The sequence below is a fragment of the Thermococcus sp. PK genome (assembly GCF_000430485.1).
Lineage (GTDB): Archaea > Methanobacteriota_B > Thermococci > Thermococcales > Thermococcaceae > Thermococcus_A > Thermococcus_A bergensis.
This window is the reverse complement of the sequence record NZ_KE387149.1, coordinates 602,658-617,935: the sequence shown is the minus strand read 5'-3', so window position 1 is coordinate 617,935 and position 15,278 is coordinate 602,658. Positions and strand designations below refer to the sequence as shown.

The following is a 15,278-nucleotide window of genomic DNA, read 5'->3' as shown; positions in this document are numbered from 1 at the left end:
GGCTGAAACCACCCAGTAAATAATGGTTTCAGACTTCATGTTCCCCCTTCTTTTTCTAAAGTACTGCCAGTAACTTAAACCTGACACCCCACAGCTTATCCTAACAGTATCCTCATATGGAGGCGGGGCGTGTTTATAGTAACCTTTATTAGGGTTTTTGCTGAATTCTTTCAGGTGGTTGTCGTGATCCCCAGATGGGATCACAGACTCAAAGACCCTGAAAGCGTGGCATTCGCAATTCTTGACGTTTTAGCTAGACTTCGAATCAGAAGGAAAGCTGAAGAACCTGCCAAAATCCAAAAAATTTCCAGTAAAACAATACTGGCAATACTCCTCTTTAAACAATACTACAACCTACCCCTCAGAGACGCCCAGCACTACGGCAGAAAATTCTTCGGAGCAAACATTCACTACTCAACCCTCCACAACTGGGAGAAAAAGCTGAACCTCGAAGAACTGACAAACCACCTACCTGAAAAAACTCCAGAAATTACCCCTACGCCAGCACTCAAGCAGACTCAACCATTATTACAATAAAAAAAGGGCAGGATAGAAGTTCAGGCAATAACGAGAATCCTGCCGGGTTTACTGTATCCGGTTGCTGTGAAGATCACAACTTCTGAGAACGAGCTGATTGAACTCCTGCCGGGGGGTTCTGGGAATTTTTATGCTGATGGGGCTTATGATTCAAAGAAAGTTCTGAACACTGTGGTGGAAAAGGGTTATCGGCCGATTGTTAAGAAAACTAAGAACGCTCCAGGTGGTTTTGGTAGTAAGAAGAGAGACAGAGTGTTTTCTGAAGAAGAGTACAGGCGTAGGAATCCTCATGAGGGGTTCTGGGGTGCGTTTACAACGTGGTTTGGCAGTAGGATCCCCTGTTTTCTGAAAAAGACTACTGTAACCCGAATCCTGCTTGGGGTAATGTGTTATGGTCTGAAAATCCTCCTCAGAGTCAAATACTGTTTAAATAACAGGGGGTGAAACTAAACACGCCCTTCATTTTTCAGTTTATACTGTAAGGGGAATGAGTAGTAGAAGGTTAGGTTTAGGATTTTGATGATGATATTTAACGAGAAATGAGTATTGTAAGGTTCATTCGTTATGTTAATGTTTTGGGAAATGAAGCTTGCGTTCATAGGATTTGATTTTATACTTTTTCCAAGTATCTTCATGAGAGAATACCGCTATTTTGCCCACCAAAATTCTTGGTTTTGGTAAATCATCTGCCGATGTAGTTGAATGGCTTCTGGAAACGATGTCTCTATTATTTTAGTACCATGAATTGCCTGACCAAAAACTTTATAAACTTTACATACATATGTAATATTAGACTTACATATGGAGAGGTGATTTAACATGAGGAAAAAAATTTGGGGTATCGCCCTATTGATGTTGGCTGCCTTAGGGTTCACCCTGGGAAGTGTAGTAGCATGGCAAGGAACTCCTGGAAAGAGCCCATATGCAGACCAAAACTCTGTAGCACCCATGCTCAACGGCACTTTAGCGACATATTACGCGGAACTCAGCCAGGAAGAGATAGACGGCCTGCTCTACATGGTTGAGGAGGAGAAGCTCGCAAGGGATGTCTATCTGACGCTCTACGAGCAGTGGAGCCTTCCGGTGTTCGGCAACATAGCGGAGAGCGAGGGGACGCACATGAACGCAGTGCTTAGCCTTATAGAGAAGTACAACCTGACCGCTCCGGACACGCTCGACCAGGTCGGAGTCTTCCAGAACGAGGAGCTTCAGGCCCTTTACGACCAGCTTGTTGAGATGGGAAGTGCAAGCCTGGAGGAGGCGCTTAAGGTCGGTGCACTGATAGAAGAGACCGACATAAAAGACCTCGAGGACTGGATAGTCCAGACCGACAACGAGGACATCAAGACCGTGTACACCAACCTCATGGCTGGCTCGGAGAACCACCTCAGGGCCTTTGTCGGCCAGCTAGAAAGGCTTGGTGTGGACTACACTGCCCAGGTGCTCCCCCAGGAGCAGGTTGATGAGATACTAAGCTCAGCCCCGACCCGCGGGATGGGTGGCATGGGAAGAGCCACAGAGAGAGCTGACAACGGACATGGCATGAGGAGCAGGACAGGCGACTGCAGCGGAAACGCAGGATCACAGGGCAGAACCGCTGATGGAGACGGGCTCGCCCAAGCCTTCAAACACGCCTGGGGCCAGATGAAGGGCTCCGGCAAAGGGACTAGGGGAGTCGGAGTGTCTCCATGATCTCCCTTTTCTTCTTGATGAGGAGGCGATTTATATGGAGCGGAACTTTTATACGGAGATAGACTGGAGAGTTAAATGTCTACCGAAGGTGATCACATGAAAGTTTCGGCTCTCGTAAGGGGTGTTATAGACCTTCTACTAGTGGTGACTTTCGTAGCAGAGCTCTTCACGGGCATCGGCCTCTACCTCGCACCTAGCGGGAGAATAGCCGAGACCATAGGCTGGACGTTTCTGGGATTTGATAAGGATACTCTCGATTTGATACACACGTACTTCGGCTTTGCGATGGCAGGGCTGGTTATGGTTCACCTTGTCATTGGGTTCAATAGCATGCTGGTAATGCTAAAATCTGGATTTAGGAAGTCCAAACTCAGGACTGTGGCTGCGGTTTTTGTCCCTTTACTCCTCCTCGTCGCAGGTTACCCGGTTTTCGCGTGGTACGGCGGAGAGGAGGACACATCCACCGTCGACGTTGAGTACACTTCCGAGATCACGGGGGACGTTTACATCACCGGCACCATGATGAAGTACTACATCGTCCGGCAGCTCGCCGATGAGTTCAACGTGGAAGTAACGGACCTTATTGAGAAGCTCAGCAAAAACGGAATAGAAGCCTCTCCCGATGATACCCTGGCCGAGATTGAGTACAATTATGGCCTGGACCATGAAGAGTTCAAGGCCATGTTGGAGGAAATTATAACCGAACTACGGGGTGAAAGTGAATGAAAAAGATAAGTTTTCTGCTCGTTGTCTTGGTACTCCTGGCAACAGTTGGAGCAGGATGTATAACGAGTACTGATGAGAGCACCACAGAGGGCTCCAGCACAAGAGGCCCTCCCGAAGATGGAGGTTATGGCGAGGGAGCGAGTGTAGACGTCTCCACGTACCCCGTTCAGGAACTGAGCCCGGACGAGATTGAAGCAATCCTCTACATGAGGGAAGAAGAGAAGCTCGCAAGGGACGTATACCTCGTACTCTACAACAAGACCGGCCTTTCGATATTCAACAACATAGCGAAGAGTGAACAGACTCACATGGATGCGGTGCTTGGCCTTATAGAGAAGTACAACCTGACCGACCCCCTTGAGGGGATGGGAATCGGGGAGTTTAACAGCACAGAGATGCAGGAGCTCTATGAAAGGCTTGTTGCCCAAGGGAGCGAAGGCGAAGTAGAGGCCCTTAAGGTGGGAGCGCTTATAGAAGAAATTGACATCAAAGACCTTGACGAGTGGCTCAAAAGAACAGATAATGAGGACATAAAAGCGGTATTTGGGAGTCTGAGGATGGGGAGTGAAAACCACCTGCGGGCATTCACAAGACTGCTCCGAGAGAACTATGGTGTTGTTTATACGCCGCAGGTATTGAGTGAAGAGGAATACGAAAGTATAGTGGACTGACCGGAAAGCTTTTATCTCTCCTTTTCCTACTTTCTTCAGGCCCAATCAGCGGTGTTGATCATGGTTCAGAGCATCGAGGAACTTGCAAAGATATGCGAGGCACTTTCTAATCCAGTTAGGATTAAGATACTTAAGTTACTTTGCCAAAAAGAGTGGTACGTTTACGAGCTTGCCAAAGAACTTGAAATATCAAGACAGCTCCTTTATCTCCATCTCAAAAAGCTTGAAAATGCCGGCCTCGTCGAGAGTGAACTTAGGCTTGAGCCGGATGATCCGAGGGCCAAGAAATACTACCGTGCAAGGCAGTTCAGACTTGTTATAGACAACGATGTGATTGTAAATCTGGAGGGATGAAAATGCCCTGGGGAGGAGTGTATATGTCAACTCCAAGCGGATGGATAAGCATAATCCTTGGCTTAATAATCCTCGTTGTTTTGGTGTTTGCTTTCTATCAGCTGAACAAAACTCTAAATGAGTTCAAGGTTGAGATTGAGAGACTCAAGAACGCTCTGGAAGAAACGCGGAAAAACACAGAAGAGGTAAAGAAAAAGCTGGAGGAGATTTAACCCTTCAACAGCTTTAACTCTTTTTCATTATTGTTCGTGTTCACGATCAGGTAAATTATTATCGGAACCATTATAATGGGGTCGCGACAAGCCTCTCAGAAAAGAGATAAGAGAATTCAAAGGAAAGGCTTTTTAAGGGATGTTCTTTCCCTTCACTGAGGCGAGAGAAAAATGAAATGTACAAAGTGTGGAAGAGACGCTGTTTATCATGCGAGATATGAGGGAAAGTTCTACTGTCACAAGCACTTCAATGAGATGGTTGAGAGCAAAGTAAAGCAGACTGTGAGAAAATATGGGCTAATCAAAAGAGGAGATAGAATAGCGGTGGGAGTGAGTGGGGGAAAGGACAGCGTTGTTCTTCTTCACATCCTCCACAAGCTCAGCCAGAAGTTTCCCTTTGAGATAATAGCCATAACCATAGACGAGGGAATAGAAGGATACAGACCGGAGAGCGTTGAAATAGCGAAGAAAAACGCAGAGATGCTTGGAATAGAGCACCGCATCTACTCCTTCAAGGAATACATGGGCTTTACCCTTGACGAGACAGTTAGTGTAATGGGGAGCTTTGAGAAAGGAGAGAGAGTTGGAGCATGTTCCTACTGTGGCGTTTGGAGGAGGTGGCTGCTGAACTATGCCGCTCAAGATGTCAACGCCGATAAGCTTGCCGTTGGCCACAATTTGGACGATGAAGTTCAGATGTTTCTTATGAACATAATGCGTGGAGATGTTGCCAGGTTGGGAAGAACGGGTCCCTATTATGAGGTTATTCACGAGGGACTGGTTCCGAGAATAAAGCCACTCAGAGAAGTTCCGGAAAAGGAGATAGTGCTTTATGCGATTGTGAACAACATTGAGGTGGACTTCAGCGAGTGTCCCTATGCGGTGGAGGCATTTAGGGCAGAAATCAGGGACTGGATAAACGAAATGGAAGAAAAGCACCCGGGAACCAAATACCAAATTTTAAGGAGCTACGATAAAATATTTCCCCTTTTGGCAAAGAGCTATGCTCACAGGGATCTCAATAAATGCAAAATCTGTGGACAGCCGACTACCGGAGAGATATGTAAAGCATGCACCTTTAAGCTCCAGGTGCAGGAAAAGGCAAAGGAAAAAGGCCTTACCTCTTTTTCCTGAAAGCCTCGCCCTTCAGGGCGGGGGAGTCTTTAGGGTCGAGTAAACTATCTATGGCACTTATCGCCCTGCAGCTTAATGTTCCTCTTCTGCCTTTCTCTTAAGCTCCTTGATTCTCTCCAGCCGGTATTCCTCAACAAGCTTTAAGAATTCTTGAACTTCCCTCTCTTTTTCTTCCTCTTCCCAGCGCTTCAGCTTTTCCTCTATTGCCTTTTCGAGCTCTTTTCTATCAACTATTGCAAAGTCGTCAACCCTCTTCACTTCGATTTCGCCCTCATAGAAAACAGGTATCTTCTTTTCTCTCAGCGTTTCATATACCGGATTAGGAAGTGTTCTTACGCTGATAAGCGCTTTTATCTTCTTCTCTGCGAGGTATTCAGCCATGCTCTTTCCAGCCCCCGAAGGATTAACAACATAAAGGACGTCTTCTTTTTTAATACCCGCAGAACGCTCTAGCTCTTCAATTTCTTTCCACGTCAGGTTTTCAATTACCTTTAGAGGGACGGCAGTACCCCTAAGTTCCAGAAGGTGCATTCTCTTTGCCAAAACCAGATCCTTGCTGAGCTTTTCTATTATTGATTTTGCTTCTCTAAGTTCTTTTTCAAGGTGGGCTATTCTTTTCTCTCTAATTTCCATCTCTTTCTCTCTGATGATCTTTTCCCTGATTTTCTCGTCATAGGTTGCCAATTTGTTCTCCAAGCTTTCTATAATTTTTCTCTGCTCTTCAATTACAGCCCTCAGCTCTTGATTTTCCCTCTCCAGCAGTCTTATGGTGTTTTCGAGTTCCTGTATCTTTTCAACGTAGGGGGTAAGATCGACAGATGCTTCAACGGCTTCAGGGGGCCTTGTTTCCTCTTTGGTCTTTTCCTTTTCTTTTACTCTCAAAATGGCCTCTCCAAGGTTGTATCCCTGGATCACAAGAGCCTTTATTTCCTCTCCCTTCTTTGTGATGCCCATTTCTTTGAGTTTTGCTTCCACATGGTCAAGCTTTGGCTTCAAGCGGAGGTATGCTTTGTAAGCCGCAGCCAAAGCGTCTCTCTGGTGATCGTCCTCAACGCTTATTCCAAGGCTCTTTAAGAGCTCGTTCTTCTCTTCAACTTTTAGGCTCTCCCGTGGAACAAAGAGGATTGCCTTAAAAGAGCGAGAAATCTTCTCCACCAAGCCGGGGGCGGGATTTACGTCGGTGGCTATTATTATCGGGTGGCCGACCTCACTTATAAATCTCACAATATCGCTAACAGCCATATTCCTCTCGCTGTAAAGCGCTAAAATCTTGCCGTTCAAATCTAAAGCTGCTATCCCAACGGTAATGCCCGGATCAAGCCCCACAATAATGCTTTTTCTTTCTTTTATGACACTTTCACTTTTTAAGGGCACAAATTCGAAGGTCTTTCTCTCCACCGGGCGGATTCTTATTTCAACATCCCCACCTTTCATGGGCTTTATAAGGCCTGCAAGCTCCTCTCTGGAAGCATAGACCCTGAATTCTCCTCTCTCCAGACCCTGGTCTTTCTCTTTAATTTCAAGGTCAAAAGGTATGCTGGCCCGTTTGAGGGTCTCCTCAATTTCCCTGACTTTATTCTGGATTAGGTTGTGGACTCTCCTCCTATACCTGTCCTGACTCCATCCACCTTTTCCCTGGCTTCTTCCTCTCGAGACTTTTATAATGACCTCATCTTCAAAGGGGAGAACCTCGTACCCTACTCCTCTAGCGGCTAAAAGGGCACATGCTTTTGCTTCTTCGTAGGGGTTGAACTTGTCTCCTATTCTGATTCCGTGTTCCTTAGCCAGGCTCCACAGAGCTCTTTGCTCTCCAGGTCTGCCGGTTACCTGAACTATCTTTGTCCCCTGCGGAATCGCCATTATAAACTTCCTGAGGTACTCTCCAAGCTCGTGGATGTTGTCCATGGCAACAATATCGGGTTTTTTGGCCCTTATGAACTTCAAAAGCCTGTAAAATGTAAACTCACCATGCTTGATTATCTTTCCATTAAACCAGCTAACCACGGCAAAGCGCATTGGCTCTTCGCTGATTATATCAATACCTACGATCAGAATAGGCATCACCCTCACTTCACTTACGTGTCTTATTTAAGATACACGCTTTAAAAGATTGTCTCTTCGAACTGCGGAGAAAAGCTTAAATATTCATCTGTACACAATATTGTATAAGAGGTGGTCAAAAGTGATGCTTGTATTGGATGCTTATTTTAAAAACTTTCCAGCCAGACGGAAGGTAGCGGAGTTCCTTTTTGAAAACGGGCTAAGTGTGAAAAATGGAAAAATCTATCTGAGAAACGTTGAGGTACCAATAAGCGAACTCTCACGTGTAGTTGGAGTAAACAGAAAAATAATCTACCACACCATAGAGTATATTGAAAACACATATCCCCTACGGATGATATTTGAGAGGCTTGACCCTCTTCCAAGCCTTATAAACGTGGCACCCATTATGGGATGGGAGGTTCTTGAGATAGAACTTGAGAAGGAGGAGTACTCCCATGCCCTTTCTGAATTGCTTAGGTACCTTTACGAGAATGATGTTCCAATAATGGAGATATTCAGCAGGAACCTTAGGCAAGAGGACGCCAAAGCATACATCGTTATAGATGGGACTCTGCCCGTAGAGGTTTTTATGAGAATAAAGGACATCCCAGGGTTTAGAAAGCTCGTTCTCCACACTCCCGAAAAGAGCAAAGAAAAAGTCGTGTGTAGTTACTGCAAGGTCAATTACTGTCCCAAAAAAGTTGTTATCGAGGGAGTAAACTACAAAAGTTAACCCACGACTCTAAATCCCTTCTCTCCCTTTGGTTCCTCCCACTCTACCTCTATTCTTGTAACCCTCGCCAAGGGTGGCCCCTGATGGGCCCATCCTATCAGTGCTTCGACCCTCTCTCTTTCTCCCTCAATTACAGCCTCGACGCTTCCATCCGGGAGATTCCTAACCCACCCGCTGACACCAAGTTTTTTTGCTTCCCTCTGCATGCTCCACCTAAACCCGACTCCCTGTACTCTTCCGTATATCCTTAGATGTGCTCTTACTATTTCCATCAGCTCCCCCCATTAAAAATAACCCCCATAAAATTTAAGTTTATCTTTGCTAACTCTTTTTGGTGGGGAGAGTGAGCGAGATGATTCTCGTATACACAACATTTCCTGATTGGGAAAGTGCTGAGAGAGTAACAAAAGAGCTGCTGGAGAGAAAGCTAGTCGCCTGTGCCAATTTGAGAGAGCACAAAGCTTTCTACTGGTGGCAGGGCAGGATTGAAGAGGACACAGAAGTTGGAGCAATACTAAAGACAAAAGTTGACCTCTGGAGTGAGCTCAAAGAGACCTTAAAAGAACTGCATCCGTATTCCGTGCCGGCGATAATAAGGATAGATGTGGATCACGTTAATAAAGAATACCTGGACTGGCTCTTAGAGGTAACAAAATGATCAGGAAAGTAAAGCCGCAGATAAGAGTTATTGGCTTCGATGACGGCACTTTTTCTTTTAAATCTAAGCTCAGAAAAGGCCGCACTATTTTAGTTGGCGTTGTCATGAAGGGTTCCCAAGATGTTGTGGGAGTAGTCACAAGGTGGATTGAAATCGATGGCAAAGATTCAACCGAAAAAATGATTGACGCGATAAATAACTCCCGATTCAAAGATTTAAGGGTTATAATGCTCAAGGGAATAACGTATGCGGGGTTTAACGTCGTTGACGTGGAAAGATTAAGCAAAGAAACCGGATTGCCCGTGATAACGGTGATAAGGAAAAAACCTGATTTAAAGGCTATGGAAGATGCCCTGAGAAAGCACTTTGCAGATGCCGATGAGAGGATTGCTCTTCTTAGAAAAGCCGGAGAAATAAGGGAGCTGATCCCGGGAAAAGTATTTTATCAGGCTTACGGGCTCCCCCCACAGCAGGCAGAGGAGATAATAAATCTAACCCAGAAAAGCTCCCTCATACCTGAACCTTTGAGATTGGCCCACATGATAGCTTCTGCCGTGATTACTGGAGAGTCCAAGAGGGAATAGGCTTGAGCTGAATCTCTGTTCTAAATAGGCAAGTCCCAAGCTTTTATCGCAGATGCTACCAAACCTTTATATAGGCATCACTGAATATTATTAAATGGCGGCGGACTAGGCCGGGGGGTTCGGCGTCCCCTGTAACCCGAAACCGTCGATATGCGGGGGCCGAAGCCCGAGGGGCGGTTCCTAAATCCAGCGGCGGAAGCCGAGAGGAGCCATGAGCCCCTGTCCCACGGGGCCGGCGGTGGGGGAGGTGGAGCTGAAGGGCTCCACCAACCCCCTTTGCCCGCCGAACCCCGCAAGGCCCGGAAGGGAGCAGCGGTAGGCGGGACGTTCGGCGCTCGTGGGGTAGCGGGGGCGAGCAAGTCTCGGTGGAAGCCGCTGGAGGAGGGTTCCCACCCTCGGGCGCGTCCGCCGCCGTAAGAAACTTTTTAATATGCGGAAGCACTCAAACAAGGTTTGTTATTTTAGAGTAAACAATATAGCAAACTTTGGCGAAATTTTTGAATATTTAGCTAAATGATCAGAAACGTCCACTCCATTACTCGGCTTTCTTTTGACTAAAGGAGCTCATAAAGCTATGGTTAGAAAGTAAGAACTTATGAAAAAAGAAGCGTAACAAATTAACACTAGTAAAAGGAAAAATTTATAAATACTAAGATGTTAAATTCATACGCAAAAACTGTTTGAGGTGTTGTCAAGTGGAGTGGAAACCACTGTCAATAGTCTTGCTAGGGTTGTTAATTGCTGGAGTTGTGAAAGTATCAGCTTCCGACTGTAGGAATTACTTATGGGCACCAAGTTACGTGGGGGATCTAAGAATGGTGAGATTGTTAGTGCCACAATAACTTTTAAGAGACCATTAAGGAAATATGAAGTTCTAAGGCTCTTAGGAAATAATGTCAAGATTATTGCGGTGAGGTACAAGTCATATCCAGAGGGTATCGGTCAGATGCCTTATCCAATGGAAGTTGAAGAATCAGAAAGGCTTATGAAGCTTGAGGAGCATTTGAGAAAAGAACTTAAGGAAAAGAATGGCATTAAAGACTTCAAGCTAATTGAAGGATTCATTTCCGCTAAAGTTATTGCCCCAAAGGAAGAATTAGTGAGGATTGCTAATTTAAAAGATGTCCTTGACATCAATGTTGGACCAAGAGATGTAGCAGAAAAACATGGAGTTAAGAGCATGCTTATCGAAGACATTTGGTGGGAATACGAAAAATACATCCTAAAAGAGAATAACAAATAAACTCTCCTTCCTTGTTTTTAATATTATAACACGAAATAAAATGTCTGAAATTAGGTGGGCATATCAGGGGGATGATTGATGAAACGGGATAGTTTGCCAAAAAAATTTACTAGTATTATCGCTGTATCGCTGATTCTTATTGGAATTTATTGTATTGTTATGACTTATTATTCAATTGACTTTGAGCAAGCTGATGCAGATGAGTTCGGATGGTTCCTAATAACTATTGGCGTTCTCCTCATGTTTTCATCGTTTACTCTTGAGACTTGGATTGCAAAAATAGTCTCAACACTTATTTTAGGTTTAGTTGGTCTAATTGGTCATCCCTCTCTTAACAGTCTTTCACGATTGTTTAGCAAAGAGCCTCCAGCACTCCCAAATTTGATTGTGGACCTTACTTTTACCTTACTCTTCCCGATTACAGTTCTCACAATAATCCTGCTTTGGATTCCTTCAATAGCTGAACTCGCAAATTGGACGAGGAGAAACATTAGGAAATAGCCTAATTGAGGTAAAACCTTATAACTCTCTACTTCTTTTGCTCTTTAGGTGTAAAAAATGCTGAGTGTTAAAGTTGCTAAGCTTAAGCTTGAGAATCCTCTCATCTTAGCTTCTGGCGTCGCAGATATGACTCCTGATTTGCTTAGGCGAGCACACAAGGAAGGTGCTGGGGCCGTTGTGACAAAATCAATTGGTATCGAGCCGAGAAAAGGCTACGATAATCCTACAATAGTTGAGCTTCCTTATGGCTTAATCAACGCTATGGGACTTCCAAATCCCGGCTGGGAAGCTTTTTATGAGGAATTCAAAAACGAGGAATTTGATTTTCCTGTGATAGTTTCAATCTTTGGAAAAGATGAGAGGGAGTTTGCATTCTTAGCTGAAAAGCTAAGCGAAGTTGCAGATGCCTTTGAGCTTAATTTAAGCTGTCCTCATGCTAAAGGGTATGGCATGGAAATTGGGCAAAATCCAGAGATGGTGTATAAGGTCGTCAAAGCCGTTAAAGATGCAACGGATAAACCAGTAATAGCAAAGTTGACTCCAAACATTGATGATATAGCAAAAATTGGACTGGCAGCAGAAAAAGCTGGTGCTGATGCTGTCTCTGCAATAAATACTATCAAAGCTATCGCAATTGATATCTATGCAAGAAAACCAATTTTAAGCAACAAATTTGGTGGTTATTCTGGGCCGGGAATTAAGCCAATTGCTTTAAGAGCTGTGTATGATTTGGCAAAAGCTCTGGACATTGACATCATCGGAATTGGAGGAATAACAACGTGGCAAGATGCCCTCGAGTTCTTAATGGCAGGTGCAAAGGCTCTGCAGATCGGAACTGCTGTCTCCTTGAGAGGATTTAGTGTATTTAAAGAAATTAACGAAGGAATAGGGAGATTTTTAAATGAGGAAGGGTTTAATAGCATAGATGAGATAATAGGAATAGCTTTGGAGGGATAAAAATGAAAAGAGCAGTTGTCTTGTTTAGTGGTGGTTTAGATTCAACAGCTTGCTTATACTGGGCAAAGAAAAATTACGATGAAATTATCATGCTAACCATAAACTACGGTAGCAATGAGGAGAAGGTAACCAATAAGGTAGCGGAGTTTTTTTCAAAGGAGCTCAACGTTCCACTCAGGATTGTCAGACTCGACTTTTTAGAAAAGTTTTCCAAGCTTAGAGGGACTACATTAGTTGGGGGAGAAACTCCGAAAGTCACTGCAAAGGATTTAGAGAGCACAGAAGTTGCTAAAGAGACAGCAAAGAGCGTCTGGGTTCCAGCAAGGAATTTGGTGTTAATAGCCGTTGCCGCTTCGCTTTTGGACGCCCTTGGGGGAGGAGACATTGTGGTAGGCTTCAACGCAGAGGAAGGAGCGACTTTCCCCGACAATACACCGGAATTCGTTGAGAGAATGAACGAGATGCTGAAATATGGAACCATGGCGGAAGTAAGGGTAGTTGCCCCTCTCATAAACCTCGACAAAAAGGGCATAGCAAAACTGCTGAAAGAGCTTGGTGCAAAGTACGAGTATTCCAATTCGTGCTACATGCCTCAGGGTTTCACAGAAGACGGAAAGCCCATTCACTGTGGCGAATGTGAGAGCTGTGTTCGGAGGCACAGGGGACTTATTGAATCCATTGGGGAAGACAGAACCATCTATAAAGTTAAGCCCAAAGTATAACTTAAAACTTATACCTGCGAAAGTTAAAAGTGGAGGTTCAGAACTCCACCCTCTTTTTCACGATTTCTTCCGGCTTGATCACGCTTATTCCGGTCTCTTTTCCAAGAACCTCGACCCAGATGTACCAGTCGGGGGTTGTAAGGTCCACTTTAGCCTTTAGCTCTTCTTTTATTTTTGCTCCGAGCTCTATTTCTATCTCTTTCCCTGATGAGATCCAGCTTCCCCTTCTCTTGCATCTAACTGCAAAACTGTCCCCCTCTTTGATGTATTCCTTTGCAAGCCGAAAAGCCTCTTCAAGGATTTTCTCCTTTTTACTCTCCACGAACTTATCTATGGGGATTACCTTGAAGATAGCCGTCGTGTCGAATTCTCTGATTCTCTCAAGGGCTTCCTCTTTGCTCAAGGGAGTTCTAGCTATCAGCACTCCTCTCCACTTTGTTCTTCTTACTCTTGCCGCTCCAAGTGCCCATTCTAGTTCAAGGGCAGCATCTCCTTCTCTTCCACCGGGTACGGTTACAAGTAGCGTTGCCATTTTCTTCACCCCTATGGACAAACTTATATATTCCCCCGCCTAAAACCTAAACTTGGTGGGTAAAATGGAAAGGCAGAGCACACTTAAAGTTTATTCCCCTCCATCTTATGAAGTCTACGGTCTAGCGAAAAATCCCTTTGAACAGCTGGCAAGTGAGGGCATAGAGGATGTGGAAAGCATCCACGTTTATCAAGAGGTGGATATGCGTCTCTCGATGATAATCTCAGAAGTAGTTGGGAATAAGAGCTCAATAGCATTTTCTCTGGTTGGCCCGTTTGGAATGGGAAAAACACAGAGGCTTAAAAGTATATACAAAGCAATATTACAACAAGGGGGAAAACCAATCTACGTTAAAGTTGACACAAACGACATTTTGAAGCTCACGAGAGACATTTTTAACGGACTGAAGCCTCCCAAAACAAGAACCAACATCTTTTTTGAGAACCTTTCAAAGAAAATTGGCTTTGTAGATAGGCTCGAAAAAATGCTCTCCTCAACCAAAGAATATAAGTCAAGAGATATTGCAGAGATGCTCACAAAGGAGCTCAGCAGGTATTCCTATTCTGCCCTCCTTTTGGATGAGCTGGAGAACATGCAAAGTGCCAGTGAGGAAGATAAGATTCTGTTCTTTGAGATGCTCAGGCATTTTATAAGCAACATGCCTCCTGGCTGTATCTTTGGTTTTGTATGCATACCGGAGACATATGAGGAATACACCAAACTTTTCCCGGCATTCTTTATGAGGCTCCACTATGAGTTCAAGCTCAGACCCATGAGCTTGGAAGAGACATTTGAGCTTGTCAAGAAGAGGCTCAACAAGGTTAGAATAAGGGACACGGACGACCCCATATACCCGTTTACGGAAGAGGCTATAAGGCTAATCCACGAGCTTGCAAAGGGCAACCCAAGGCAGATTCTAAGACTTTTGCACTACGTTTTAAGCGAGGCCAGCAAGCACAAGTTCGATCCGATAGATGATTACGTAGTCACCACGATTCTGGAAGAACCCAAGAGCCTGGAGGAGTACCTAACAAGAATTCCCAAGGACTACAGAGACCTTGTGGAGGTTATAGTTCACAAGTTCAACGGTGGGCCTGTGAGCTATATCCAGGTTGCAAAAGAAGTCAAAAAGCCAGGGGCTCAGGTGTATGAACACCTTGAAGAGCTCATACGGCTTGGATTCCTGGTGGGCGATCCAAAGGGCAACTACAAGGTGCCTGATTACGTTAGAAAGTTTTTAGAAGAGCAGAAGGGTGGTGAGGAGTGAACTACGAAGGGCACGTGCTCAGCGGCATCTTGAGCTATCCCCTCGTTATCCTTCTTGCATCCTTTTTGAAGTATTATGCAAACATCCCCTTTGAGCTTACCGCACTTTCCATGATACTGGGATATGGGGTTTATGTTCTAGGCTCTGACCTGCCTGACCTTGATCATCCAGAGGCGCTTATACACAGGGGAGCTAAAGCGATAGTGGCTGTAATGGTCGGCAGTGCGGTTTTTGTTAAAGGCGGAACTTTTCTATCGTTTGGAGACGAAATACTGGATTTAACCGTTAGATGGCTTGTAGCGGGGTTATTTGCCTTTGGGTCGTGGTATGCATTCTCAGCCATGATGCCCAGGCACAGGGGAGTTGTCCATTCCCTAGCCTTTGCACTTCTCTATGGAGCTCTGGTTTTTGCAGCCTTTGGGTATGGTCTTGGGTTTAATTTTGGAGAGGCACTGTTTATTGGGTTTGCCGCATTTTGGGGGTACTTCCTCCATCTGATAGTTGACCGTGAGGTGAAGCTGACCTCCTCCCCGCCCTGAAGGGCGAGGGTTCCAACGAGTTAACCCCTCGCCATTGGCAGGGAGGTTTGAGGGGTTTCATTTAGACCCAAGTTAAAGCGGGTCTTCGACCCCTCGGGGAGGGTCTTCCCCCCGTTACCCCTCCTCTGAGCATAAAGGCCGCCCAGATTCGGGGTTATCTTTTCCACAGCCTT

The 15,278-nt window shown here is 45.1% G+C and carries 20 protein-coding genes and 1 other RNA gene; 18 read left to right on the top strand and 3 right to left on the bottom strand.

Annotation, left to right across the window (positions count from 1 at the left end; genetic code table 11):
* The first annotated feature begins 129 nt into the window (after positions 1–129).
* The 8 genes from THEPK_RS05235 (at position 130) to THEPK_RS05195 (ending at position 5,326) form a co-directional block, all read left to right on the top strand.
* Complete coding sequence (locus THEPK_RS05235; RefSeq protein ID WP_042699198.1) at positions 130–537, top strand: hypothetical protein; 408 nt, start codon at positions 130–132, stop codon at positions 535–537.
* A gap of 66 nt (positions 538–603) precedes the next feature.
* On the top strand, positions 604–981 hold the full coding sequence (locus tag THEPK_RS05230; protein ID WP_042697605.1) for a hypothetical protein: 378 nt from the start codon (positions 604–606) through the stop codon (positions 979–981).
* A 375-nt stretch (positions 982–1,356) separates the two neighbouring features.
* Positions 1,357–2,229, top strand: coding sequence for a DUF2202 domain-containing protein (locus tag THEPK_RS05220; protein ID WP_015849446.1), 873 nt, complete (start codon positions 1,357–1,359; stop codon positions 2,227–2,229).
* 96 nt (positions 2,230–2,325) lie between these two features.
* On the top strand, positions 2,326–2,955 hold the full coding sequence (locus THEPK_RS05215; RefSeq protein WP_042699193.1) for a translation initiation factor IF-2 N-terminal domain-containing protein: 630 nt from the start codon (positions 2,326–2,328) through the stop codon (positions 2,953–2,955).
* Positions 2,952–3,626, top strand: a complete 675-nt coding sequence (locus THEPK_RS05210; protein ID WP_015849444.1) for a DUF2202 domain-containing protein — start codon at positions 2,952–2,954, stop codon at positions 3,624–3,626. Before THEPK_RS05215 ends, THEPK_RS05210 begins: the two co-directional genes overlap by 4 nt.
* 60 nt (positions 3,627–3,686) lie before the next feature.
* Entirely contained in the window at positions 3,687–3,980 is a 294-nt protein-coding gene (locus THEPK_RS05205; RefSeq protein WP_015849443.1) for an ArsR/SmtB family transcription factor, read from the top strand.
* A gap of 2 nt (positions 3,981–3,982) precedes the next feature.
* Positions 3,983–4,192 carry a hypothetical protein gene (locus tag THEPK_RS05200; protein ID WP_225807886.1) on the top strand — a complete coding sequence of 70 codons (210 nt, stop codon included), beginning with the start codon at positions 3,983–3,985 and terminating at the stop codon, positions 4,190–4,192.
* Positions 4,193–4,363: 171 nt separating this feature from the next.
* Positions 4,364–5,326: a TIGR00269 family protein gene (locus THEPK_RS05195; protein ID WP_042699185.1), complete on the top strand. Its 963-nt coding sequence runs from the start codon at positions 4,364–4,366 to the stop codon at positions 5,324–5,326.
* 72 nt (positions 5,327–5,398) lie between these two features.
* Here THEPK_RS05195 and THEPK_RS05190 read toward each other — a convergent pair whose 3' ends face one another.
* Positions 5,399–7,387 (bottom strand): DUF460 domain-containing protein, encoded by a 1,989-nt coding sequence (locus tag THEPK_RS05190; protein ID WP_042699182.1) that lies wholly within the window; start codon positions 7,385–7,387, stop codon positions 5,399–5,401.
* A gap of 121 nt (positions 7,388–7,508) precedes the next feature.
* Here THEPK_RS05190 and THEPK_RS05185 point away from each other — a divergent pair, with 121 nt between their 5' ends.
* Complete coding sequence (locus tag THEPK_RS05185) at positions 7,509–8,102, top strand: regulator of amino acid metabolism, contains ACT domain protein (RefSeq protein ID WP_042699179.1); 594 nt, start codon at positions 7,509–7,511, stop codon at positions 8,100–8,102.
* Here the strand turns inward: THEPK_RS05185 and THEPK_RS05180 are convergent.
* Positions 8,099–8,374, bottom strand: coding sequence for an acylphosphatase (locus tag THEPK_RS05180; protein ID WP_042699176.1), 276 nt, complete (start codon positions 8,372–8,374; stop codon positions 8,099–8,101). The genes THEPK_RS05185 and THEPK_RS05180 overlap by 4 nt on opposite strands.
* Positions 8,375–8,454: 80 nt before the next feature.
* Between THEPK_RS05180 and cutA the strand changes: the two genes are divergently transcribed.
* The 7 genes from cutA to queC all read left to right on the top strand — a co-directional run bounded on the left by cutA (position 8,455) and on the right by queC (position 12,767).
* On the top strand, positions 8,455–8,760 hold the full coding sequence (gene cutA / locus THEPK_RS05175) for a divalent-cation tolerance protein CutA (protein WP_042700599.1): 306 nt from the start codon (positions 8,455–8,457) through the stop codon (positions 8,758–8,760).
* Entirely contained in the window at positions 8,757–9,344 is a 588-nt protein-coding gene (locus THEPK_RS05170; RefSeq protein WP_042699173.1) for an endonuclease dU, read from the top strand. The genes cutA and THEPK_RS05170 overlap by 4 nt, the downstream gene beginning before the upstream one ends.
* Positions 9,345–9,442: 98 nt before the next feature.
* An RNA gene (gene ffs / locus THEPK_RS05165) (signal recognition particle sRNA) lies at positions 9,443–9,755 on the top strand.
* Positions 9,756–10,254: 499 nt separating this feature from the next.
* Positions 10,255–10,587 (top strand): hypothetical protein, encoded by a 333-nt coding sequence (locus THEPK_RS05160; protein WP_156882143.1) that lies wholly within the window; start codon positions 10,255–10,257, stop codon positions 10,585–10,587.
* 78 nt (positions 10,588–10,665) lie between these two features.
* On the top strand, positions 10,666–11,088 hold the full coding sequence (locus tag THEPK_RS05155) for a hypothetical protein (RefSeq protein ID WP_042699164.1): 423 nt from the start codon (positions 10,666–10,668) through the stop codon (positions 11,086–11,088).
* A gap of 57 nt (positions 11,089–11,145) precedes the next feature.
* Positions 11,146–12,045, top strand: a complete 900-nt coding sequence (locus THEPK_RS05150) for a dihydroorotate dehydrogenase (RefSeq protein WP_042699163.1) — start codon at positions 11,146–11,148, stop codon at positions 12,043–12,045.
* Positions 12,046–12,047: 2 nt separating this feature from the next.
* Positions 12,048–12,767: a 7-cyano-7-deazaguanine synthase QueC gene (gene queC, locus THEPK_RS05145; RefSeq protein ID WP_042699160.1), complete on the top strand. Its 720-nt coding sequence runs from the start codon at positions 12,048–12,050 to the stop codon at positions 12,765–12,767.
* A 37-nt stretch (positions 12,768–12,804) separates the two neighbouring features.
* Here the strand turns inward: queC and THEPK_RS05140 are convergent, their stop codons facing one another.
* Positions 12,805–13,299: a THUMP domain-containing protein gene (locus THEPK_RS05140; RefSeq protein WP_042699157.1), complete on the bottom strand. Its 495-nt coding sequence runs from the start codon at positions 13,297–13,299 to the stop codon at positions 12,805–12,807.
* A 64-nt stretch (positions 13,300–13,363) separates the two neighbouring features.
* Between THEPK_RS05140 and THEPK_RS05135 the strand changes: the two genes are divergently transcribed.
* A complete protein-coding gene (locus THEPK_RS05135) occupies positions 13,364–14,566 on the top strand; it encodes an ATPase (protein ID WP_042699154.1) in 1,203 nt (400 codons plus the stop codon).
* Entirely contained in the window at positions 14,563–15,105 is a 543-nt protein-coding gene (locus THEPK_RS05130; protein ID WP_042699150.1) for a metal-dependent hydrolase, read from the top strand. The genes THEPK_RS05135 and THEPK_RS05130 overlap by 4 nt, the downstream gene beginning before the upstream one ends.
* Positions 15,106–15,278 lie beyond the last annotated feature (173 nt).

Bases quoted from the DNA above. Each gene is read 5' to 3' on its own strand.
- THEPK_RS05220 (WP_015849446.1), top strand. From the start codon at position 1,357: ATGAGGAAAAAAATTTGGGGTATCGCCCTATTGATGTTGGCTGCCTTA.
- THEPK_RS05215 (WP_042699193.1), top strand. From the start codon at position 2,326: ATGAAAGTTTCGGCTCTCGTAAGGGGTGTTATAGACCTTCTACTAGTG.
- THEPK_RS05210 (WP_015849444.1), top strand. From the start codon at position 2,952: ATGAAAAAGATAAGTTTTCTGCTCGTTGTCTTGGTACTCCTGGCAACA.
- THEPK_RS05205 (WP_015849443.1), top strand. From the start codon at position 3,687: ATGGTTCAGAGCATCGAGGAACTTGCAAAGATATGCGAGGCACTTTCT.
- THEPK_RS05200 (WP_225807886.1), top strand. From the start codon at position 3,983: ATGCCCTGGGGAGGAGTGTATATGTCAACTCCAAGCGGATGGATAAGC.
- THEPK_RS05195 (WP_042699185.1), top strand. From the start codon at position 4,364: ATGAAATGTACAAAGTGTGGAAGAGACGCTGTTTATCATGCGAGATAT.
- THEPK_RS05190 (WP_042699182.1), bottom strand. From the start codon at position 7,387: ATGCCTATTCTGATCGTAGGTATTGATATAATCAGCGAAGAGCCAATG.
- THEPK_RS05180 (WP_042699176.1), bottom strand. From the start codon at position 8,374: ATGGAAATAGTAAGAGCACATCTAAGGATATACGGAAGAGTACAGGGA.
- cutA (WP_042700599.1), top strand. From the start codon at position 8,455: ATGATTCTCGTATACACAACATTTCCTGATTGGGAAAGTGCTGAGAGA.
- THEPK_RS05170 (WP_042699173.1), top strand. From the start codon at position 8,757: ATGATCAGGAAAGTAAAGCCGCAGATAAGAGTTATTGGCTTCGATGAC.
- THEPK_RS05155 (WP_042699164.1), top strand. From the start codon at position 10,666: ATGAAACGGGATAGTTTGCCAAAAAAATTTACTAGTATTATCGCTGTA.
- THEPK_RS05150 (WP_042699163.1), top strand. From the start codon at position 11,146: ATGCTGAGTGTTAAAGTTGCTAAGCTTAAGCTTGAGAATCCTCTCATC.
- queC (WP_042699160.1), top strand. From the start codon at position 12,048: ATGAAAAGAGCAGTTGTCTTGTTTAGTGGTGGTTTAGATTCAACAGCT.
- THEPK_RS05140 (WP_042699157.1), bottom strand. From the start codon at position 13,299: ATGGCAACGCTACTTGTAACCGTACCCGGTGGAAGAGAAGGAGATGCT.
- THEPK_RS05135 (WP_042699154.1), top strand. From the start codon at position 13,364: ATGGAAAGGCAGAGCACACTTAAAGTTTATTCCCCTCCATCTTATGAA.